Annotated in this window: 18 protein-coding genes; 13 read left to right on the plus strand and 5 right to left on the minus strand. The window is 66.0% G+C overall.

Going from position 1 to position 21,419, the window contains the following annotated elements; translation table 11 throughout:
- Nucleotides 1-78 precede the first annotated feature (78 nt).
- A complete protein-coding gene (locus BLS42_RS12875) occupies nt 79-894 on the plus strand; it encodes a F510_1955 family glycosylhydrolase (RefSeq protein ID WP_371129571.1) in 816 nt (271 codons plus the stop codon).
- Between the two features lie 123 nt (nt 895-1,017).
- Here the strand turns inward: BLS42_RS12875 and BLS42_RS12880 are convergent, their stop codons facing one another.
- From BLS42_RS12880 to BLS42_RS12890, 3 genes are all read right to left on the minus strand, one after another.
- Nucleotides 1,018-3,522 (minus strand): heavy metal translocating P-type ATPase, encoded by a 2,505-nt coding sequence (locus BLS42_RS12880; protein ID WP_090581751.1) that lies wholly within the window; start codon nt 3,520-3,522, stop codon nt 1,018-1,020.
- Nucleotides 3,523-3,596: 74 nt separating this feature from the next.
- Complete coding sequence (locus tag BLS42_RS20610) at nt 3,597-3,935, minus strand: heavy-metal-associated domain-containing protein (protein WP_256336457.1); 339 nt, start codon at nt 3,933-3,935, stop codon at nt 3,597-3,599.
- A gap of 342 nt (nt 3,936-4,277) precedes the next feature.
- Nucleotides 4,278-4,526 carry a hypothetical protein gene (locus BLS42_RS12890; RefSeq protein ID WP_143019194.1) on the minus strand — a complete coding sequence of 83 codons (249 nt, stop codon included), beginning with the start codon at nt 4,524-4,526 and terminating at the stop codon, nt 4,278-4,280.
- Nucleotides 4,527-4,817: 291 nt separating this feature from the next.
- Between BLS42_RS12890 and BLS42_RS20285 the strand changes: the two genes are divergently transcribed.
- The 4 genes from BLS42_RS20285 (at nt 4,818) to BLS42_RS12905 (ending at nt 7,195) form a co-directional block, all read left to right on the plus strand.
- Nucleotides 4,818-4,985 (plus strand): hypothetical protein, encoded by a 168-nt coding sequence (locus tag BLS42_RS20285; protein WP_176803417.1) that lies wholly within the window; start codon nt 4,818-4,820, stop codon nt 4,983-4,985.
- A complete protein-coding gene (locus BLS42_RS12895) occupies nt 4,982-5,707 on the plus strand; it encodes a cytochrome b N-terminal domain-containing protein (RefSeq protein ID WP_090581755.1) in 726 nt (241 codons plus the stop codon). Before BLS42_RS20285 ends, BLS42_RS12895 begins: the two co-directional genes overlap by 4 nt.
- A complete protein-coding gene (locus BLS42_RS12900; protein WP_256336458.1) occupies nt 5,704-6,657 on the plus strand; it encodes a hypothetical protein in 954 nt (317 codons plus the stop codon). Before BLS42_RS12895 ends, BLS42_RS12900 begins: the two co-directional genes overlap by 4 nt.
- A gap of 91 nt (nt 6,658-6,748) precedes the next feature.
- Nucleotides 6,749-7,195: a response regulator gene (locus BLS42_RS12905; RefSeq protein ID WP_176803419.1), complete on the plus strand. Its 447-nt coding sequence runs from the start codon at nt 6,749-6,751 to the stop codon at nt 7,193-7,195.
- 794 nt (nt 7,196-7,989) lie between these two features.
- Here BLS42_RS12905 and BLS42_RS12910 read toward each other — a convergent pair.
- Complete coding sequence (locus tag BLS42_RS12910; RefSeq protein ID WP_256336459.1) at nt 7,990-9,624, minus strand: APC family permease; 1,635 nt, start codon at nt 9,622-9,624, stop codon at nt 7,990-7,992.
- Between the two features lie 383 nt (nt 9,625-10,007).
- Here BLS42_RS12910 and BLS42_RS12915 point away from each other — a divergent pair, with 383 nt between their 5' ends.
- The 8 genes from BLS42_RS12915 to BLS42_RS12950 all read left to right on the plus strand — a co-directional run bounded on the left by BLS42_RS12915 (nt 10,008) and on the right by BLS42_RS12950 (nt 20,993).
- Nucleotides 10,008-10,616: a hypothetical protein gene (locus BLS42_RS12915; RefSeq protein ID WP_090581758.1), complete on the plus strand. Its 609-nt coding sequence runs from the start codon at nt 10,008-10,010 to the stop codon at nt 10,614-10,616.
- A gap of 144 nt (nt 10,617-10,760) precedes the next feature.
- Entirely contained in the window at nt 10,761-12,737 is a 1,977-nt protein-coding gene (locus BLS42_RS12920; protein ID WP_090581760.1) for an APC family permease, read from the plus strand.
- Nucleotides 12,738-13,129: 392 nt separating this feature from the next.
- Entirely contained in the window at nt 13,130-13,228 is a 99-nt protein-coding gene (locus BLS42_RS12925; RefSeq protein ID WP_084475820.1) for a potassium-transporting ATPase subunit F, read from the plus strand.
- 7 nt (nt 13,229-13,235) lie between these two features.
- Nucleotides 13,236-14,903 (plus strand): potassium-transporting ATPase subunit KdpA, encoded by a 1,668-nt coding sequence (gene kdpA, locus BLS42_RS12930; RefSeq protein WP_090581761.1) that lies wholly within the window; start codon nt 13,236-13,238, stop codon nt 14,901-14,903.
- The gene (gene kdpB / locus BLS42_RS12935; protein ID WP_090581763.1) at nt 14,900-17,026 is read left to right on the plus strand and encodes a potassium-transporting ATPase subunit KdpB; all 2,127 of its coding nucleotides are present in this window, start codon (nt 14,900-14,902) and stop codon (nt 17,024-17,026) included. The genes kdpA and kdpB overlap by 4 nt, the downstream gene beginning before the upstream one ends.
- Nucleotides 17,027-17,036: 10 nt before the next feature.
- Nucleotides 17,037-17,648, plus strand: coding sequence for a K(+)-transporting ATPase subunit C (gene kdpC / locus BLS42_RS12940; protein ID WP_090581765.1), 612 nt, complete (start codon nt 17,037-17,039; stop codon nt 17,646-17,648).
- 25 nt (nt 17,649-17,673) lie between these two features.
- Nucleotides 17,674-20,322 (plus strand): DUF4118 domain-containing protein, encoded by a 2,649-nt coding sequence (locus BLS42_RS12945; RefSeq protein ID WP_090581767.1) that lies wholly within the window; start codon nt 17,674-17,676, stop codon nt 20,320-20,322.
- Entirely contained in the window at nt 20,319-20,993 is a 675-nt protein-coding gene (locus tag BLS42_RS12950; RefSeq protein ID WP_090581769.1) for a response regulator, read from the plus strand. The genes BLS42_RS12945 and BLS42_RS12950 overlap by 4 nt, the downstream gene beginning before the upstream one ends.
- Before the next feature lie 149 nt (nt 20,994-21,142).
- Here BLS42_RS12950 and BLS42_RS12955 read toward each other — a convergent pair whose 3' ends face one another.
- A complete protein-coding gene (locus BLS42_RS12955) occupies nt 21,143-21,397 on the minus strand; it encodes a glutaredoxin family protein (protein ID WP_090581771.1) in 255 nt (84 codons plus the stop codon).
- Between the last annotated feature and the right edge of the window lie 22 nt (nt 21,398-21,419).

A 21,419-nucleotide genomic window follows, 5' to 3' on the forward strand; every position in this document is an offset into this window, starting at 1 on the left:
CCACACTGGAGCTCACCATGATTCCCCTCTCTCCGCCGGGCCCGGGCCGCGGCTGCCGTCACGGCCGCCGGGCTCATCGTGTCCCCGGCCGCCTGTGCCCCGGCCACCACCGGCCCCGCGTCATCGGCCCCCACGAAGAGTGCCTCCGGGCTTCCCAGCGCCCACGTCCACCGCATGGCCGTCAACGACGAGACCGGGCAGATCCTCCTCGCCACGCACGAGGGCCTGTTCGACATCTCCCACACCCCTGCCACCAAAATCGGCCCGACCAATGACCTGATGGGCTTCACCACCGTTCACGACGAGGGGATCTACTATGCCTCGGGACATCCCGGCAAAGACTCCGCCCTGCCCAACCCGCTCGGCCTGATCAGATCCGGGGACGGCGGCAAGACCTGGGTACTACTCTCCCGGCAGCGGGAGTCTGGTTTCCACGCCCTGACAACAACGAAAAACGGCGTCGTGGCCTTCGACGGAACGCTGATGACCAGCCCCGACGGACAAAACTGGACACCCGTAACCGCAGGGTTCACCCCGGCGGTCCTGGCCGGACACACCCACAGCGACACCGTGCTGGCAACCACCCCGCAAGGCCTCCAGAGGTCCACCGATGCAGGAACCACCTGGACGCTGAACGAATCCGCCCCGGTCGTGCAATACGCCGTATTTGCCAGCACCAATCACGTCGTCGGCGTCCAACCCGACGGCAACGTCCAGGTCTCCGCCGACAGCGGGGCCACCTGGTCCTCGAAGGGACGCATCAGCGGGGGTGTCCAGGCGATAACAGCGGTCAAGAAACCGGACGGCCCTCTGCGGATTTGGGCGGCCACGGCCGACGGGGTCGAAGCATCGGCCGACGGCGGTGCTACCTTCGCTCCGTACCAACCCAACTGACCGGCATACCCGCCTGGCCGCGGGGGCATGAACCGGGGCCGGGGCGGCCGTTCGGCGTTAGCTGCGGGAACTTACGGACATGCTGATGATGCACATGTCAGGCTCTTTCGTCCGGCGGCAGTCCTAGCGTCCTGCCGCCGGGGCAAGTGGACGAGGCACTGTGACAGGGGCTGGGCCGGGTTGGCCGGGGCGGGGCAGGCGCAGTCGCTTGAGGAGCAGGGCGTTGACGGCGACGAGGAAGCTGGATCCTGACATGGACAGTGCGGCAATTTCGGGGCTGAGAACTATTCCGGCGAAGGCGAAGACGCCGGCGGCGATCGGCAGGGCGATCGCGTTGTAGCCGACGGCCCAGCCGAGGTTCTGGCGCATCTTCCGCAGGGTGCCTTTGCCGATCCGCAGTGCGATCGGCACGTCGAGCGGATCGGAGCGCATCAGCACGACGTCGGCCGTTTCAATGGCCACGTCGGTTCCGGCGCCGATGGCGATGCCGAGGTCAGCCTGGGCCAGGGCGGGGGCGTCGTTGACGCCGTCTCCGACCATGGCGACTTTCTTCCCGGCCTGTTGCAGTTCGGCGACCTTGGCGGATTTGTCTCCGGGGAGCACTTCGGCGATGACGGTGTCGATGCCGAGCTGGGCGGCGATCCGCTGTGCGGTGGCCTCGTTGTCGCCGGTGAGCATGACGACTTCGATGCCGGCCTCATGGAGGGCCGTGACGGCGGCGGCCGCCGTGTCCCGGGCGGCATCGGCGAGGGCGATGACCGCTGCGGCGCGTCCGTCGACGGCGGCGAGCACCGCTGTGCGTCCCGTCGCGGCCAGGTCGTCACGGACCGCGGCCAGCGCGCCCAGGTCGATGCCTTCGTTGGCCATGAGTTTGCGGTTGCCGACCAGGACCCTGCGTCCGTCGACGGAGGCTCCGGCGCCGTGGCCGGGCACGTTCAGGAACCCGGAGGCAGCCAGCACCTGTGCGCCGTTTTCGCGTGCATGCCGGACGACGGCGGCGGCCAGCGGGTGTTCGGATTCCTGCTCCACGGCGGCGACGAGTGCCAGGAGTTCGCTTTCGTCGATGCCGTCGACGACGACGTCGGTCACCTCGGGTTCGCCCTTCGTCAGGGTCCCGGTCTTATCCATGACCACGGTGTCGATCCGAGCCGAGGTTTCCAGGGCCGTGGCGTTCTTGAACAGCACGCCTCGTTTGGCGCCCAGTCCGGTGCCGACCATGATGGCCGTCGGTGTGGCCAGCCCCAGGGCATCGGGGCACGTGATGACCACGACCGTGATGGCGAACAGCAGGGCGACCTGCACTCCGGCGCCGAGGGCGAGCCAGGCGGCGAAGGTCACGGTTCCTCCGATGAGGGCGACCAGGACCAGCCAGAACGCGGCCCGGTCGGCCAGGCGCTGCCCGGGGGCTTTGGAGTTCTGGGCCTCCTGGACGAGGGCGACAATCTGGGCCAGGGCGGTGTCGGCGCCGACCTTGGTGGCGCGGACCCGCATCGTCCCGGTGGTGTTGATCGATGCTCCGATCACCTCCAAGCCGACCGTCTTGCTGACCGGCAGGCTTTCGCCGGTGACCATCGATTCATCGACCTCGGACTGCCCTTCCTCGACTTGGCCGTCGACAGGGATCTTTGACCCGGGGCGGACGAGGAGCAGGTCGCCGGTCTGGACCTCGGATGTGGGGACTTCCACAGGTTCGCCGTCACGGATGACGACCGCGACCGGCGGGGCCAGTTCGAGCAGAGTACGAATGGCCTCGTTGGCTCCGCCACGGGCGCGCATTTCAAACCAGTGGCCCAGCAGCACGAAGGAGGTCAGGACGGTGGCAGCCTCGTAGAAGACCTCGCCGCCGCCGGTCAGTGTGACCCCGAGGCTGTAGAGCCAGCCGGCTCCGACGGCGAACGCGACCAGCACCATCATGTCCAGGGTGCGGGCCTTCAGCGCCCGGTAGGCGCCGTCGAAGAAGATCCAGGCGGAGTAGAAGATCACGGGCAAGGAAAGGATGAGGGCCATGACGTCATCGCGGAGGCCGAACGGCGTCGGGGCGGTGAAGCCGAGCATGTCGCGGCCCATCGGGGAGAACAGCGTCACGCCGACAGAGAGGATGGCGGCGACCAGGAACCTGTTGCGCATGTCCCGGACCATGTCATCCATCGACATTCCGCCGTGGTGTCCCCCGTGGCCCATCATCTCCTGTGGGCTGCGGGGGGCTGGCCCGGGAGCGTGCACGTGGCCAGGCATAGTCATGCCGGGAGGCATCCCATGACCCGTGTCGGTCACCGCCTGCGCGGACGCGGGGTGGGCAGCGTGGCCATCATGCTCGCCGTGGTGGTGCCCGCCGGCTGCCGGGGCGGCGGTGGGCGACACGGCAGCCGGTTCCTCCATGGGATAGCAGATGTGCTCCGGCACTGACTGTCCACGGCAGTGGTAGCCGCAATCGATGATCCAGCCGCCGATCTGCTCAACGGAGGTCCTGGACGGGTCGAAGGTGACCGTGGCCGTTTGGGCAACGGCGTTCGCATCAACGGCGGTGATGCCTGGTTGGCCGCCGAGCACTTTTTCGATGATTGCTTTGGACGTTGCCCATTGCAGTCCCTGGACTTCGACCGTTGTGCTTTTGAGTGTTTGTGGCATTGCTACTCTCCCGATATTGGTGACAGGCATCAGGGACGTCTGTCCGGCCCCTGGATCCAGGAGTCAGGTATGGCCTAGCTCCTGTGCAGGCTGTATCCGGCCTTTGCCACGGCTTCTCTGACATCGTCCAGCGAGAGTTGTGAGCGGCTGTCGACGGTGACCGGGGACGCCTTGCCCGGAGTCAGGGAGATCCGTACATCCGTGACGCCGGTGACCTTTTTCAACTGGGTGGTCACTCCCGAGGCGCATCCTGCGCCGGTCATGCCCTCGACCTCGTAGTCGGTCGCGACGATGGATCCGGTGTCCTGTTGAGGGCGGCCGATCTGCAGCCCGGACGTCGGTGCCGGGGCGCAGCAGGAGCAGCCGGACGTTTCGGCGGCCGGAGTCGCTGGGGTGGGGGGAATATCACTCACGTTCGGTCCGTTCATTTCGCTGTCAAGGAACGGGACCGCTCGGTGTGCAGCCCCGGAGACCTTCACTGCGTGTGAACCTGTCGGCTCGGACGCGACTTTCCGGTGACTTGAAACTATACCCCCGGGGGGTATTAGTCAAGGGCTGTTGAAGCCTATTAGTCACACAGGCACGGCCACCTCCCGCGCATGCCCGCGTAGCGGCCGCCTGCAGCTCAGTACGGAGTTTTGCCGGTCCTTGCAGCCAGAGGCATTGGCTCCCAATGTCGCATGCGCCCCATCGGATTCATCGTCGCTCAATGGCCCCGTCGGCCTTCCATCGTGTTGCTCGACTGCCTGCGAGGCCTAACGCAAGATCAACCGCAGCACTGTAATGGAGAGTCCGGACAGGAGGCGCAGGAATCGGATCCAGCCGCCTAGGGTCTCAGCAGTCTTCACCAGGCCCGGTCGGGGCCCATCCCGGCCAGCACCGAGGGCGTGGGCCACGCGGTTCAGAGTGGAGCCGTGGGCTGTGCGTGCCAGGTAGTAGTCCACTGTCGCCGCGAGCTGGGCCGCGGTGGACATCTGGGAGTGGCTGAATAACGGTGGATCCACGGCTATTCAGACACTCCCCGCGTGGCGCTTCCGCTTCTTCAGATCGTTCCCTCAAAGACGGACAGGGAACGGGTCCTGCTCGTGTCGCCCGAGATCGTGCATGTCTTCGCGTTGGTGTAGACACGCCTGCGGCCCAATCGGAGGAGGAAATTGGGCGCTAAGTGACTGTGAGGATTGTGGTGGCTGGTCGGGGAGTCTCGGGCGGGCGCCTGGCCGGGGAGGAAGACCCTGTTTGCGGATAGGTGACCGTGGTGGAGTTGAACCGGCGGCGTAAAGAGAATCGAGTAGCCCATGACCGGATGGCTGGTGGCAAGCGTTGGCCTGGTTGGTGACGGAACATATTTTGGCTGGGACGGTTTCACCATCCAGTCCGGAAATTTGATCGTGATCGTCGTGATGATCATCTTGTTCGTACTGGCCCTGGTCCTTCCATTTCCCGGCGGGAAGCGGCGGAAATGACCGCCGGTGCCACACCGGGGCACGGTGCGCCGGTCGATGAAGCGGACGCCCACACTTTAACCGGCAGGGTCCGCCGTTGGCTCCTGAGGAAGCTTCCGCCGGACAAGCTGTTGCCCGAGGACCAGCCGGTCTTTGTGGCGTCCTGGGCCTACGTATTTGGCATGGGAGCCGTCGCGTCCCTGCTGTGGATCATCGTTTCCGGGATCGTGCTGGGACTGAACGGACCACAATGGTATCACGTTTCCTCGCTGGGGAGCTTCGTCAACAGCACCCATTTGTGGAGCGTGGAGCTCTTCTTCATCTTCATGGTGGTGCACCTGTGGCTGAAATTCTGGATGGCGGCCTGGCGCGGGGGCAGGGTCCTGACCTGGATTACCGGCGTGATCTCGTTTGTCGTTTCCATCGTGGCGGCCTTCACCGGGTATCTGCTTCAGACGAACTTCGATTCGCAGTGGATCGCCTTCGAAGCGAAGGATGCGCTGAACGCGGTCGGAGTAGGCGCCTGGTTCAATGTGGCCAACGTCGGTCAGCTCTTCACCTGGCACGTCACGCTGCTGCCACTGGCCGTGGGCGCCATGGTGGTCCTGCACGTCCTGCTGGTCAGGGTCCACGGCGTTGCACCTCCACTTGAGGCCGCGGAGTCCGACGCTCAGCTACGTCGCGACCGGCCGGGGCCCGCCGAACCACCGGAGCCAGCCGAACCCAGGGGCGACGGGCGATGACCAGGAAAAGCAGCAGTATCTCTTGGCGGAACACGGACGACGTTGCCAGCCGGCCCTGGACAGGCAGCGTCCGCGAATATGACCTCATCAAGGAACTGATCATCGGCGTCGTCGTGGTTGGTCTGCTCGTGCTCGGTGTGTCCGCCATCTTCGGGTCCCCGGATGAGCCCAGCGTCAGCCTCAAGGCGTGGGCCACGGCCGCCCCCTCGGATTTCGTCGGCACCGCCGCCAAGGAGCTTGCCGGAACAAGCGATACCGCAGGATACGGGCCGCCCTATAACTCGACCCCGGACGCGACGCAGAAGATCGGCCCCGTGGACCTTCAAAGTCTCTCAGGCGTCCGCCTTCCGGTGGATACGGCCAGTGACTTCGTGATCACTCCGCTGTCCACGCTGCCGTCGCCGCCAGAAGCCCTGGCACGGTGGGCGGCCGCCACGGATCAGCAACGCTCAAGCTGGGCAGCCGCCTATTCCGACGCACTCGCCGCCGCTCCCGATAATGACCCGGCCAAGGTGGCCGGCGGCGACTATGGCCCGGTCCCGGCGCTGACCGGCGCACTGCTAGACATGGCGCGCCAGGGCAGCCTGGACGGGGTGCTGCAGAACGGCGGAAACTTCTACAACATGGACTACACGCGCAGTCTCCTGTTCTTGGGCGACGGCGGCTACTTCCCAGATCTTGCGGCGAGCCAGCACCTTTCCGGGGATCAGTGGGGCGTGATGAATGAAACCGGCGATACGCCGGGGCAGTCATGGTTGTGGCTCTTCTCGCTCCTCTACCAAATCGAGCCGTTCAAGTCCGCGCCCAATGCCGATGCAATAGTCGTTGTGGCGATGCTCGTGCTCACGGCTTTGCTGGCCCTGCTGCCGTTCATCCCTGGTTTGAGGTCGCTGCCGCGGATGATCCCCCTTCATCGCCTGATCTGGAAGGACTACTACCGCAACCGCTGAGCCCGCCGGCAACCTGTGACGCACAGTATCCGAGAGTAGATCCCGGGCGGGGGCAACTCTTAGCGGCCGGACCATGTTTAGGTGCGAGAAGATGAAGCCGGCGAACATGCTGGACGCCATCGCAGTCCTGGAGAATGCCGAAAACCTTCCTGACGTCGTTCTGATGGACCTGCTAATGCCCGGCACGGACGGGATCGAAACCACCAGGGAAGTCGTGAGTCGCTGGCCAGGAGTCAGCGTCATCGCTGTGACAGGTTTCCTTGAAGAAGACAAGATCAAAGCGGCCCTGAATGCGGGAGCCAGCGCAAAGACGCCGACGCCGTCACGGCAGCAGCAAACTACGCAAATGAAGCGGCCTTTGTCTTACTACACTCAATGTGCCCAACATGCGGTCCCCTCCCCCGACATCCTCCGCCCACACTGGCGCTGGGAGAAATCCAATATAGATACTGGAACCCTGAATCGCGCGTACCCCGCCCGCAAAACTGTCCCGCTCAGCTTGGACAATCGCGACAGTTGCACCCGCGCAGATCATTGACTGCGTCCGGGTCTGCACCAACGAACAGGACCTGGCAGCGCCGCGCAAGGCGCTTACGGGTCTGGGCGCCCCCGAGGACCTGATCAATAGTGACCACGGCGTGACCGGAAGGAACAGGAACGGCCGGGACCGAACGAAGCCCTGGCGGCTAGCCGGGCCGGCGGTACCCCGGTCGTCACCAAACCCGATCGGTTCGCCCGGCCTACCCGAGGCTCGAGAACATCATCGAGTTCATGACGAGAGTTTCCCAGGAGTTCCGGCCGGCGACAGGGACGACCCTGAGGATTTGATCCCCAAGTCGCAGCAAGTCATGCAATTCCAGGCGCTCCCGGCCATGAAGGAGTAAGCAGCAACACCGCTGTCCAAGCCAAGAGAAGGAGCCGCCAGACCAGCCGCCACCAACAAAAATGGGCCCCCGCGGGGTCCCATAAAGGAGATTTGTACACATTCAGCGGCCCACTAGCCCCTGAACAGGGAAAACACGTGCCCGAGGTGGGACTCGAACTGCATTCCAGCCCTTGCAACCACTGGACTCCCTCGAAAACATACGGAATCCGGCCCGATCCGACCCATGTACGACCCATCCGCAGCCCAAAGTGTGTACTTTGTACACACCCCAAATTGGCCAGCTCCACGGGTTCCGGCGAGGCCCGGCCCTGGTGCTTCAATCGCTTGAAGAGCCAGTTGATAGACGAGATTATGCCAAGTGGCAGCCTCCGCATCTCATAAGATGAATCACGCAAGGCGGCCACCGGTGGAGGGTGAGAGCCGAAGCTCCTACCTCCACCGGACCGCTAGCCGACGTGGATGCCGGGCCGGAGGGCCGGGTCCTGTTCTACCTCGCGGAGGATTTCACGCACCAGCGGGGCAGTGTCGCCCTCACCCAGGAACAGGTAGCGCATAAGGTGGCCAACGGGGTTGCCCTCGGACCACTCGAAATAGCACTGGGGCTTCGTGCCGGTCGAGTCGCGCATGGCCAGCAGGACCGCTGCGATCGCGTTCGGCACTGCCGGGGACTTCACCCGCAGGACCCGGTAGCCGTCCACTTCGACGCCTTCGACCCGGAGCGTGTGGCTGAACGCCGAAGGATCCGAGATCTCCACCTCCAGGAAGATGACATCCGCCGGGCCCGGAACCGGGTTCAGCCCGCGCTGTTCAAACTCCTTGTCCGCGTACTCAGACTTGTCACCGGCCTGGCGCTTGTTGGCGATCACGTTCAGCTGCCCGTCGAAGGCGATCGAGTCGGTGATGAACTGCCGGGCTGCCTCGTCGAATTCGATGGTTTCCAGCCGCAGTTCGGTGGTGCGCTGGACCCGGGAGATGAGCGAGACGACGATGATGCCGGCGATGAAGAACGCCGAGATTGCGATGCCGTCGGGCTTTTCGATGACGTTGGCGCCGAGTGCGTAGAGCAGGACCAGGGTCAGCGCACCGAAGCCGATGGTGCCGGCGCGGCTGTGCCGGCGGATCGCGGAGACCGTCACCGCGACGGCTCCGGAGACCATCATGGCCAGGATGCCGGTGGCGTAGGCGCCGGCCTGGGCGTTGACGTCGGCGTTGAAGGCGATGGTGATGCCGACGCTCAGCACGGTGTAGACGATCACGACCGGCCGGACGGCCCGGCCCCATTCCGGTGCCATGCCGTAGGCCGGCAGGTACCGGGGCACGATGTTGATCAGCCCGGCCATGGCGGATGCCCCGGCGAACCAAAGGATCAGGGCGCTGGAAATGTCGTAAACAGTCCCGAATCCGGCACCGAACAGGTCGTGGGCCAGGAACGCCAGGGCGCGGCCGTTGGCCTGTCCGCCCTCCTGGAACTCCTTGGCCGGAATCATGACCGTGGTCAGGAAGCTCGTGCACATCAGGTAAACGCTCATGATGGCCGCCGCGGTCGTAAGCAGCTTGCGGGTGTTCCTGACCCGGGACGCCATGACCTCTTCCGGGGTATTCCCGGCCGCCTTGATCACGGGCATCATCGACACACCGGTCTCGAACCCGGAGAGCCCGAGGACCAGCAGCGGGAACGCGATGACGGCCGGACCGATCAGGTCCACCGGTCCGCCGCCGGCACTGGCCAGCAGCCGGTCCTGCCACCCAGCGATCAGTGTCGGGTCGGAGACCACGTGCACGAACCCGGCGGCGACGACGGCGGCGTTCAGGAGTAGGTACACCGCCACGAGCGGGATGGCGACGCCGACGGCCTCGTTAAAGCCGAGCAGGAACACCCCGCCCAAGATCAGCAGCAGGATCACCGTGATGATGACCGCGTTGCCCTTCAGGCCTTCCGGAATCATCGGATTCTCCAGCAGGTGCACCGTGGCATCGGCGCCGGAAAGGGTGATGGTGATGATCCACGAGGTCGCAACGAAGCCCAGCAGCAGCAGAACGAAGAACTTGCCGCGCCAGAACGGCAACAGTTTCTCCAGCATGGCCACCGAGGACCAGCGGTTTGCGGTCCGGGGCGGCGGCCTGCTTCAGGTCAACCTGGGCCGGAACGGCGTGGTCAAAAGGTTGTCATTAGATCTTTCTGGTCTGTTGGGACTGGGCTGGTGCGCGCGTCGATAGGACCGCCCAATTGTATTAGAGACCATCCGTGACGCTGTCGGGCACCGGGCACACAAGCCACCGCTGACTTCCCGGCCCCGGCGGGTGCGGCTGGGCAGTCGCGTTAAGATCACGCAAATATCCGGGCCTCCCGCATATGGAAGCCGTTAAGGCCCGTTCCAGCGACGTTTCAGCGGTGATGTCATGAAACAAGAGGACATTGCGGCCACTGTGGCCGCGATCGGATTCTCGGCAGGAGCCAACCAGAATGAACACCAAATCCCGGCGAATACGCGACGCATCAGGTTTTCCGGGCGATCGGGCCCGGGATTTCGTCGCCGTGGATGACAGCGGGGATTTTTCGTACCACCGGTCGGAAGAGGAACTACTGACGGCGTTTGAATACGTCGGGGAAGCTGCGTGCATCATCGACCGCAGCGGCAGCTCGTACCGCCTGGTGCTGGACGCAACCCGTCATTCAGTCCTTGGACCTGTGCTGGGACCGGTGGAATTCCATTGGCTCCGCCATGCGTGGCTGAACGCTCAAAAGGCCCATCCGGACGAACACCGGCTCCGGCGCTTCTACCCCCTCACGAGGCACGAAGTGGTGGCGGGCTTGTTCGAAACACTCGCCCTGGAACACGGGACGGAACCGGCCAAGGAAGCATGGTCTCTGGACATCGACGGCATTGCCTCACAGCCATCCAGCCTCGAGGAGATCGATCGTCTGCTCGCCCGGCAAAGACAACTTGAACACGTCCATGTGAAAGACCCGTTTGGACACATCTACCGGCCGGCGCGACACCGCACTCACTGGTATCGGCCCGCTGCCGCCGGATCCATCCTCTACGTCGAGATCCCGGCCGCAGCACACTGAGAGCGGTTCCCCGCCGTACCGGGGCACGGCCGCGGCCCCGGTGTTAAGGATCCATCAAGATCCTCCCCGGGCCGGGAACGGCGCCCGGAGCCGGTGTTAACGTGGCAATGGGCACGATGGCGGGCATCGGGCGGAGAGGTACACATGACCACGATGAGCAGGCCGCCCGCGGATCATTCGGCGATGCGGCCGGGACCCAGGGAGAACTTCAGGAGCTGGCTGCTGTTCGGCCTCCAGGACGCCAAGGGAATCCATCAGGGCCCCGGCGCGGTGAGCGACTCCCATCTGAAAAAGCATCCGTGGTGGCAGGTCATGTGCCTGACCGGCGTCGATTATTTCTCCACACTGGGCTACCAGCCCGCGATCGCTGCCCTGGCCGCGGGCGTGATCTCCCCGCTGGCCACCCTGGTCCTGGTGGCTGTTACCCTGCTGGGCGCGCTGCCGGTCTACCGCCGGGTGGCCGGCGAAAGCCACCGCGGTGAGGGCTCCATCGCCATGCTGGAGCGGCTGATGCCGCGCTGGGGCGGCAAGCTCCTGGTCCTGGTTCTGCTGGGCTTCGCAGCGACGGACTTCATGATCACCATGACGCTGTCCGCCGCCGACGCCACGGCCCACGCGATCGAGAACCCGTTCGCCCCCGCCTGGATGCAGGGCCAGAACGTCGCGGTGACCCTGTTCCTGTTGGCCCTGCTCGGGGCCGTGTTCCTGCGCGGCTTCAAGGAGGCCATCGGCGTCGCGGTTGTCCTCGTCGGCATCTACCTGGGCCTGAATGTCGTGGTGGTGATCACGACCCTATTCGAAGCGTTCACCCACCCGGTTGCCGTGGGCGATTGGTGGCTGGCCCTCACCACCCAGCACGGGAGCCCGCTGATGGTCGTTGGGATCGCGCTGCTGGTGTTCCCTAAGCTGGCCCTGGGCCTGTCCGGCTTCGAAACCGGGGTGGCCGTGATGCCGCAGATCAAGGGGCGCCCCGGTGACACCGAAGACCAGCCGGTCGGCCGGATCGAGGGGACCCGCCGGCTGCTGACAACTGCCGCGGTCATCATGAGCGCCTTCCTCATCACGACCAGCTTCACCACGGTGGTCCTGATCCCGGCGCAGGACTTCGAGCCCGGCGGCCCGGCCAACGGCCGCGCCCTGGCGTACCTGGCCCACGAATACCTCGGGAACGGCTTTGGCACGGTCTACGACCTGAGCACCATCGCCATCCTCTGGTTCGCCGGCGCCTCCGCCATGGCCGGGCTGCTGAACCTCGTGCCACGCTACCTGCCCCGCTACGGCATGGCCCCGGGCTGGGCCCGGGCCGTGCGCCCGCTGGTGCTGGTGTTCACCGCCGTCGGGTTCCTGATCACGTGGCTGTTCGACGCCGACGTCGACGCCCAGGGGGGCGCCTACGCCACCGGCGTCCTGGTCCTGATGACCTCCGCCGCCGTCGCTGTGACGCTCTCCGCCCGCCGCCGCCAGCAGCGCAAGCGCACCGTCGGCTTCGGCATCATCGCCGTGGTGTTCATCTACACCACGGTCGCCAACATCTTCGAGCGGCCTGAAGGCATCCGGATCGCCTCGTTCTTCATCCTGGGCATCATCGTGATCTCGCTGCTCTCGCGGATACGGCGTTCCTTTGAGCTCCATGCCACCCATGTCCATCTGGACCGTCAGGCGCTGGAATTCATGTCTTCCAGCCTGGAGGGGCCCATCTCGCTGATCGCCCACGAACCCCTGCGGCTGAGCGCTGAGGCCTACCGGGACAAACTGACCTCCGCGATTGAAGTCAGCCACCTTCCACTGGACAAACAGGCGCTCTTCCTGGAAGTGATCGTGGACGATTCCTCCGACTTTGAAACGGCGCTGGAGGTCCGCGGCGTCACCCGGCATGGGCACCAGATCCTCGAGGTGCACGGACCCGTGGTGCCGAACACCATTGCCTCGGTGCTGCTCCACATCAGGGACGTGACCGGGCTGATGCCGCACATCTACTTCCGCTGGACTGAGGGAAACCCGGTGGTGAACCTCCTGCGGTTCCTGTTCCTGGGCGAGGGCGAGATAGCTCCCGTCACCCGCGAGGTACTGCGGGAAGCCGAACCCGACGTCACACGGCGCCCCTGGGTCCACGTCGGCTGAGCCCCGCCCGGATCCTGCCGGCAGCCCTTGGGAGGCCGCTGGATGCCGTCCGCCCCGACCGGTTCCTCGGGAACGGATCCCTGGAAATCGGGACGCCGGGAGGTCCGGAACACGGGCGACGGCGCCGAAAGTCCGCCCGGCGTCCGCGCACGTTAAGACGGCGTCAAGATCCGCCTTCCGGGCGTTAAGAATCCGTCAGGAACCGGCCTTGTCGTTCTTGGGAGGAGTTGACTTTCAGTAGCCCCGCAAACGGGGCGCGAATGAAAGGAACCTGCAATGGCCGACCTGGCTGTGATCGGAACTCTCCTGGTGGCGATGGGGTTGGTGATGTGGATCGGCCACGTCCTGGCCGGGATGGTCGGCGGCCCCGACGACCGTGCGGCGGGCGGCAAATGAGCGCCGATGCGATCATGTGGCTCGTCCTGCTGATTGCCGGATTGTGCCTCTTCGGGTACCTGCTGGCCGTCCTGATCCACCCGGAAAAGTGGTGAACGGATCATGACCTTCAACCCCGCATCCTTTGCTGTCCAGGTGGCGGCGCTTCTCATCATTCTGGCGGCCGTGCATAAGCCCCTGGGCATTTATCTGGCCCGGGTTTTCGAGCGCACGACGTCATCCCGACCGGAGCGTCTCTTCTACCGGCTCGCCGGCGTCGACGTCGGCACCGAGCAGACCTGGCCCGTGTACCTGCGCAGTGTGCTGGCGTTCTCGGCTGTGTCGATTCTGGCCGTGTTCGGCCTCCAGCGGCTGCAGGGTGTGCTGCCCGGCAGCAGATCCCTGCCCGGCGTGGATCCCTGGGTGGCCATGAACACGGCCATTTCGTTCGTGACCAACACGAACTGGCAGACCTACGTCCCCGAGGCCACGGTGGGCATCTTTGTGCAGATGACCCTGCTGGCAGTCCAAAACTTCCTCTCCGCCGCCGTGGGCATCGTCGTCGCCGTTGCCCTCATCAGGGGCATTGCCCGCACCAGGACGCAGCGGCTGGGCAACTTCTGGGTGGACCTGGCCCGGACATCGTTCCGGGTCCTGCTGCCGCTGACGTTCGTCGCCGCATTGGTGATGGTCCTCGGCGGGGTGGTGCAGAACTTTTGGTCCACCGAGGTCACCAACCAGGCCACCGGTGTTTCGCAGCTCATTCCGGGCGGCCCGGTGGCCTCCCAGGAAGCCATCAAGATCCTCGGCACCAACGGCGGCGGCTACTTCAACGCCAACTCCGCCCACCCGTTCGAGAACCCCAACGCGCTCATCAGCCTGTTCGAGGTGTTCCTCATCCTGCTCATCCCCTCCGCCCTGCCCTACGCCTACGGCCGGATGGTCGGGGACCAGAAGCAGGGCTACACGGTCGCCGCCGTCATGGGCACGCTCTGGCTGGCCTCGACCGCCCTCACCGGCTGGGCGGTCGCCGCCGGCCAGGGAACGGCAACCGCTGCCGCCGGCGGACTGGGCGAGGGCTTCGAACAGCGCTTCGGCGCCGCTCCGAGCGCGATCTTCGCCGCGACCACCACGCTGACCTCCACCGGGGCCGTGAACGTCGCCCACGACTCCCTGCCGCCGCTGGCCGGCGGAGTGGCGATGGTGAACATGATGCTCGGCGAGGTCGCCCCCGGCGGAACCGGCTCCGGGCTGTACGGGCTGCTGATCCTGTCCATCATCTCAGTGTTTATCGCCGGGCTGATGGTCGGGCGCACCCCGGAGTACCTGGGCAAGAAGATCGGACCCACGGAAATGAAGCTGGCCGCCATGTACATCCTGGTCACGCCGACCCTGGTGCTCGCCCTGTCCGGAATCACCGTCCTGCTGCCGGACATCATGGCCAACGCCCCCGCCACGGGTGCCCACCAGTTCAGCGAAGTGCTCTACGCCTTCACCTCAGGGGCCAACAACAACGGCTCCGCGTTCGGCGGCATCACCACCTCCGGCCCCTACCTCTCGACCATGCTCGGTATCGGAATGCTGCTGGGCCGGTTCCTCCCGATCGTCCTGGTCCTCGCCCTGGCCGGGTCCCTCGCCCGTCAGGGCAAGGTCCCCGCCTCCGCCGGAACCGTGCCCACCCACGGCCCGCTGTTCGGCTCCCTGCTGCTCGGCGTCACCGTGATCATGACCGCCCTGAGCTACTTCCCGGCCCTTGCCCTCGGCCCCCTCGCAGAAGGACTCCTTAAATGACCCCGTCCCAGACGGACACCGCCGCCCAAACCTACGCCGACGGCAACCCCCTCGGCACCCCCGGCGAGCACAAACACCACACCAAGGCCCCGGCGAAACTGACGCTCGCGTCCGTCGCGGCCGCCCTGCCACTCGCGGTCAGGAAACTCTCCCCGGCCCAGATGATCCATTCCCCGGTCATGTTCACCGTGCTGGTCGGGGCCGGCCTGTGCACGGCGATCTGCCTGTACCGGCCGTCGGTGTTCGGTATCGCCGTCACCGCCTGGCTGTGGCTCACCGTCCTCTTCGGCACGCTTTCCGAATCCATCGCAGAAGGCCGCGGCAAAGCGCAGGCCGACAGCCTCCGCGCGAGCCGCAAAGGCGTCCAGGCCAAGTTGCGCCAGCCTGACGGGACCACCCGTGACGTCCCGGGCACGGAGTTGCGGCTCAATGACGTGGTGATCTGCGAGGCCGGGGACGTCATCCCCTCGGACGGCGAAATCATCGAGGGCCTGGCGAGCGTCGACGAATCGACCATCACGGGTGAATCAGCCCCGGTGATCCGCGAATCCGGCGGCGACCGGTCCTCCGTCACCGGCGGCACCAAGGTCCTTTCTGACCGGATCGTCATCCGCATCACCGCGGAACCGGGACAGACGTTTATCGACCGGATGATCAAGCTGGTCGAGGGTGCCGTGCGGCAGAAGACCCCGAACGAGATCGCCCTGCACGTGCTGCTGGTGTCCCTGACCATCGTGTTCCTGGCCGTCACCATGTCCCTGGCCCCGTTCGCCGCCCTCGCCGGCGCGACCCCGTCCCCGATCGTGCTGGTCGCCCTGCTGGTCTGCCTGATTCCGACCACTATTGGGGCGCTGGTGCCGGCGATCGGGATCGCCGGCATGGACCGCCTGGTCCAGCACAACGTGCTGGCCACCTCCGGCCGGGCCGTGGAAACCGCCGGAGACATCACCACGCTGCTGCTGGACAAGACCGGAACCATCACGTACGGCAACCGCCGTGCCGTCAACTTTTTCCCCGCCAGCCAGGTGGAAAGGACCGAATTCATCGAGGCCGCACGGGTCTGCAGCCTGGCCGACGAAACCCCCGAGGGACGCTCCATCGTGGACCTCGCCGTGGACAAGGGGGTGACCGGGGCCAATCTGGCCACGCTCGAACGCAGCTCCGGCGTTTTTGCCGTCGTCCCTTTCAGCGCCAGCACCCGGATGAGCGGGCTGGACCTTCACGGCCGGCAGATCCGCAAGGGCGCCGCCTCCGCGGTTTCCGCCTTCGTCGCCGGGTACGGCGGCCATACCCCGACGGAAGTCGACCACCGGGTGAAGGAAATCTCGGCCCAGGGCGGCACACCCCTGCTGGTGGCCCAGGTGGGCAAGGATGGCTCCGCGGACGTCCTGGGGACCATCCACCTGGCCGACGTCGTCAAACCCGGCATGCACGCCCGGTTCGCCGAGTTGCGGAAGATGGGAATCCGGACCGTCATGATCACCGGGGACAACCCCATCACCGCCAAGGCGATCGCCGCCGAAGCCGGGGTCGACGATTTCCTGGCCGAAGCAACCCCGGAGGACAAGCTCGGGGTCATCAAAAAGGAACAGGCCGCAGGCCGGCTCGTGGCTATGACCGGCGACGGCACGAATGACGCGCCGGCCCTGGCCGCGGCAGACGTCGGCGTCGCCATGAACTCCGGCACCCCGGCCGCCAAAGACGCCGCGAACATGGTGGACCTCGACTCCGATCCCACCAAACTCATCAACATCGTCGGCATCGGCAAGCAGCTGCTCATCACCCGCGGCGCCCTAACCACCTTCTCGGTCGCCAACGACGTCGCCAAGTACTTCGCCATCGTCCCGGCCCTTTTCACCGCCACCTTCCCCGGGCTCGGACTGCTCAACATCATGGGCCTGGCCACCCCGTCCTCAGCCATCCTCTCCGCGGTGATCTTCAACGCCCTGATCATCATCGCCCTGGTGCCGCTGGCGCTCCGCGGAGTCAAATACCGTGCCGTCTCCGCCAACCAGGCGCTGGCCCGGAACCTGCTGATCTACGGACTCGGCGGCCTGATCGCACCCTTCATCGGCATCAAGATCATCGACCTGATGATCTCCCTCATTCCCGGAATCGGTTAGGAACGACCCCATGAACACCATCACCGGTTACCTCCGCCAGGCCGGCACCGCCCTGCGGTTCCTGTTCTTCGCCACCCTGGTCCTCGGCGCGGCCTACCCCCTGGCCGTCTTCGGCGTCGGACAGCTAATCGCCCCGTACCAGGCGAACGGCTCCATCATCAAAGACAGTGCCGGCGCGCCGGCCGCGTCTGCCCTGATCGTCCAGGCCGCGGCCGACGATTCCGGCACCCAGGACCCGCGCTGGTTCCACGCCCGGCCCTCGGCCGTGACGTGGGACCCGGCGTCGTCCTCGGCGTCCAACCTGGGACCCAACGATCCGAAACTGCTCGACGCCGTCGCCGCGAACCGGGCCGCCGTCGCGAAGACCGAAAACGTCCCGGAAGCGGCCGTTCCTGCCGACGCCGTGACCGCCAGCGGTTCCGGACTGGACCCCGACATCTCCCCGGCGTATGCGCGCCTGCAGGTTCCCCGCGTCGCCGCGGCGCAGCATTTGAGCGCCGACACCGTGAGGTCCCTGGTCACCAGGCACACCACCGGCGGCCTGGGGGCTTTTCTGGGCCAGCCATCGGTCAACGTGACGGCCCTGAATATTGATCTGGCCGCCGCTGTACCGTCCGAGTGATAGTCCAGGCAGAGAGGTTGTCCCTATGACACGCGGTACATTGCGCATATTCCTGGGAGCCGCCCCGGGGGTCGGCAAGACCTACGAGATGCTCGAAGAAGCCCACCGGCTCGGCAAGCGCGGCGAGGACGTCGTCGTCGCTTTCGCCATGGACCACGGACGCAGCGAGACGCGGGCGCTCCTGGAGGGGCTCGAGGTCATCCCGCCCAGGCACCTGCCGTACCGGGGTACGGAGTTTGAGGAGATGGACCTTGACGCGGTCCTGGCCCGGGCGCCGGGAACCGCGGTTGTAGACGAATACGCCCACTCCAACATCCCCGGCAGCCGCAACGAGAAACGCTGGCAGGACGTGGACGAACTCCTCACCGCCGGCATCAATGTCCTCTCCACCGTCAACATCCAACATCTGGCGTCCCTGGGGGACGTGGTGAGCGCCATCACTGACGTCCACCAGGCGGAGACCGTGCCCGACGATATCGTGCGCCGGGCCGACCAGATCGATCTGGTCGATATTTCCCCCGAGCTGCTCCGGCAACGCCTTGGTGATGGGAAGATCTACGCCGCAGACAAGATCGACGCCGCCCTATCCAACTATTTCCGTCTTGGGAATCTCGCCGCGCTGCGCGAACTTGCGCTGCTGTGGCTGGCCGACCGGGTGGACGAGGGCCTGGCCAAATACCGCGCCGAACAGGGCATCGACGCCAGCTGGCCCACCCGCGAACGCATCGTCATCGGACTGACCGGCAGCCCCGAAGGAGAGATCCTCATCCGCCGCGGGGCCCGAATCCTCAACCGCGTCAACGGCGGGGACCTGCTGGCGGTGCACGTCCGCGCCGCCGACGGCGTGGCCGCGGAGTCACCGCAGGCGCTCGAACGGCAGCGGCGGCTGATCCAGGACCTGGGCGGCAGCTACCACGTGGTGACCGGCGAGGACCCGGCCGCCGCGCTGCTGGACTTCGCCCGCAGCGTCAACGCGACCCAGATCGTCGTCGGCATCTCCCGCCACAAAAGGCTCGCCGGCCTGCTCGGCACGCTGCTGGGCGGCGGCGTCGGCACCCGGGTCGTCCGCGACTCCGGCGACGTCGACGTCCATATGGTCTCCCACCCGCTCGGCGGCCGCGGCGCCGGCCCACGGCAGCAGCGGGACCTCGGACGCATCCGGGTCACCGCCGGCTTCGTCCTGGCCGTCCTGCTCCCCGTGCTACTGCAGATGCTGCTGTCACTGAACCCGGACCAGAACGTCGCCACCGCGGTACTGGTCCAGCTCACCGGATCCGTTGCTGTCGCCCTCATCGGCGGCCTCTGGCCAGCCATCCTCGCCGCGCTGTGGAGCAGCCTCCTGGTCAACTCCTTCTCCACACCCCCGGTAGGCACCCTGACCATCAGCGACCCACAAAACCTCCTCGCCCTCCTGGTCTTCCTCGGCGTCTCCGCCGCCGTCGCCGTCGTCGTCGACCTCTCCGCCCGCCGGTCCAAAGAAGCCGCCCGGGCCCGCGCCGAAGCCACCACCCTGGGAGACCTCACCCGCGGCGCCGCCATCGCCGAAGACACGCTAAAAGGACTCCTGGAACAAGCCCTGGACGTTTTCCAGGTCAGTGGCGCCGCCCTCTACGCATCCACCGGAAACACCGAAACGGGAACGAGGGGGAACACCGGCTGGCGGCTCGTTGCAGAGGCCGGGGCAGTCCCTCCCGCCGTGCCGGAGGATACGGAAAACATCGAACAAATCGACCCGACGACCCGACTCGTCCTCTCCGGCCGGACACTGCCGGCCAGCGACAGACGGCTGCTAGGGGCGTTCGGCGCGCACTTGGCCGCACAACTGGAACGCCAGCAACTGGTGGCCAGCCGCCGTGAAGTCGTGCGCCTGGCCGAAAGCAACACCATGCGCACCGCCATTCTGCGTGCCGTCTCCCACGACCTCCGCACCCCGCTGGCCGGAATCAAACTTGCTGTCGGAGGCCTCAGGCAACCCGAGATCCGCTACACCCCGGAAGAGGAACAGGAACTGCTCGCCACCATCGACGAATGCTCCGACCGGCTCGACGCATTGGTGGGAAACCTCCTGGACATGTCCCGGATCACCTCCGACTCGGTCAACCCGCTCATCAAACCACTGCGCTGGTACGAAGTGATACCCGCCGCCCTCCATGGAACCCCGTCAAACAGGGTGCGGGTGGACCTGCCGGGAAACATGCCCGAAGTCGACGCCGACGCCGGAATGCTCGAACGCGTCATCGCGAACATCGTCGAGAACGCCCTCAAATACGCGCCGGACTCCGACGTGGTCATCGTCGGAGCGGCAGGCGGACTCAGCCATGCAACCCTCCACGGGTGCCCCGCCGGAGAACTGCGCATCATCGACCACGGCCAGGGCGTCCCCGCAGACAGCGTCATCCGGATGTTCCAGCCTTTCCAGCGCCTCGATGACGTCCCCCAGGCCACCGGCGTCGGACTCGGCCTGGCCGTGGCCAAAGGCTTCACCGAGGCCATGGGAGGAACCCTCACTGCGGAAGAGACACCAGGGGGCGGACTGACCATGGTGATCCGGTTGCCGCTCTCCGCCGGTGCCGCCTTCGACAGCGATGCCGGCCAGGCCCCCCTGGAGGCGCAGTCAGCCCTCCTCCAAAGACACCACACCCGGCCCCTGCCCAGCACGGAAGGCACACTGTGAACGACGTGCTCGTGGTCGACGACGACCCCCACCTCCTCAAAGCTCTCAAGATCACCCTGCACGCCCACGGATACACCGTCGTGACGGCACCCGACGGGGAGTCTGCCCTCCGGTCCGCAGCCCGGCACCCCTTCGGCGTCATAGTCCTGGACCTGGGCCTGCCCGACATGGACGGGACCACGGTCATCACCCGGCTCCGGCAATGGAGCAGCGTCCCGGTACTGGTCCTCTCCGCCCGGCACGGCTCCAACGACAAAGTCACGGCACTGGATGCCGGAGCCGACGACTACGTCACCAAACCCTTCGGACTGGACGAGCTCCTGGCCCGGCTGCGGGCAATCCAACGCCGAACCATCCAAGCCGACGAAGCACCCGTCATCACAACACCCTCCTTCACCGTCGACCTGGCCATGAGACGCGTAACCCGCAACGGCCAGGACGTGCGCCTGACCCCCACGGAGTGGGGCATCCTGGAACTCCTGGTCCGGAACCCCGAGAAACTCATCACCCAGCAACAGCTCCTCACCGAAATCTGGGGTTCCGCCTACACCAAGGAAGCCAACTACCTGCGCGTCTACATGGCACAGCTTCGCCGCAAGCTCGAACAAGAACCCGGCAACCCCCGCCACCTCCTCACCGAGGCCGGTATCGGCTACAGGTTCCAGCCCTGACCCCGATGATCGGGGGAAGGACGCCCAACGGTGAGCGCCGCAGGATCCTCCGGAGACCGCGTCGCCCCACGCGGGTCCGCTCTCGTGAGGACATGAATTACGTGGATTTCATCACAAGACACCAAAACGCTTTAGGTCCGGCGTGTTCCTCAGATAACGACCGGGACCTGGGAGTAGCCAAGCTCTTCGGTGATGTACTCGAAGGCGGCCTGGTTGGTGGTCACGTTCACTCCGGTGAAGGCGATGCCGGCGTCGGTGAACTTCTGCCTGGTCTTGGTGCAGCCGAAGCATCCGGCGGGCTTGGTGTAGATGGTGACGGCACGGTGTTTCAGCGACGCACCAACGATGCAGGTCAGGCGACCTGGTTCCCATACGGGGACCGGCCAACGGTCACCAGGTGACATTTAGCCCTGCGAAAAATCCGCC

It is taken from the genome of Arthrobacter sp. ov407, assembly GCF_900102895.1.
GTDB lineage: Bacteria > Actinomycetota > Actinomycetes > Actinomycetales > Micrococcaceae > Arthrobacter.

Coding starts and splice junctions, on each gene's coding strand:
- BLS42_RS20285 (WP_176803417.1), top strand. CDS start 4,818: ATGACCGGATGGCTGGTGGCAAGCGTTGGCCTGGTTGGTGACGGAACA.
- BLS42_RS12900 (WP_256336458.1), top strand. CDS start 5,704: ATGACCAGGAAAAGCAGCAGTATCTCTTGGCGGAACACGGACGACGTT.
- BLS42_RS12915 (WP_090581758.1), top strand. CDS start 10,008: ATGAACACCAAATCCCGGCGAATACGCGACGCATCAGGTTTTCCGGGC.
- BLS42_RS12880 (WP_090581751.1), bottom strand. CDS start 3,522: ATGCCACAAACACTCAAAAGCACAACGGTCGAAGTCCAGGGACTGCAA.
- kdpC (WP_090581765.1), top strand. CDS start 17,037: ATGAACACCATCACCGGTTACCTCCGCCAGGCCGGCACCGCCCTGCGG.
- BLS42_RS12910 (WP_256336459.1), bottom strand. CDS start 9,624: ATGCTGGAGAAACTGTTGCCGTTCTGGCGCGGCAAGTTCTTCGTTCTG.
- BLS42_RS12905 (WP_176803419.1), top strand. CDS start 6,749: ATGAAGCCGGCGAACATGCTGGACGCCATCGCAGTCCTGGAGAATGCC.
- BLS42_RS12955 (WP_090581771.1), bottom strand. CDS start 21,397: ATGTCACCTGGTGACCGTTGGCCGGTCCCCGTATGGGAACCAGGTCGC.
- BLS42_RS12925 (WP_084475820.1), top strand. CDS start 13,130: ATGAGCGCCGATGCGATCATGTGGCTCGTCCTGCTGATTGCCGGATTG.
- BLS42_RS12920 (WP_090581760.1), top strand. CDS start 10,761: ATGACCACGATGAGCAGGCCGCCCGCGGATCATTCGGCGATGCGGCCG.
- BLS42_RS12945 (WP_090581767.1), top strand. CDS start 17,674: ATGACACGCGGTACATTGCGCATATTCCTGGGAGCCGCCCCGGGGGTC.
- kdpB (WP_090581763.1), top strand. CDS start 14,900: ATGACCCCGTCCCAGACGGACACCGCCGCCCAAACCTACGCCGACGGC.
- kdpA (WP_090581761.1), top strand. CDS start 13,236: ATGACCTTCAACCCCGCATCCTTTGCTGTCCAGGTGGCGGCGCTTCTC.
- BLS42_RS12895 (WP_090581755.1), top strand. CDS start 4,982: ATGACCGCCGGTGCCACACCGGGGCACGGTGCGCCGGTCGATGAAGCG.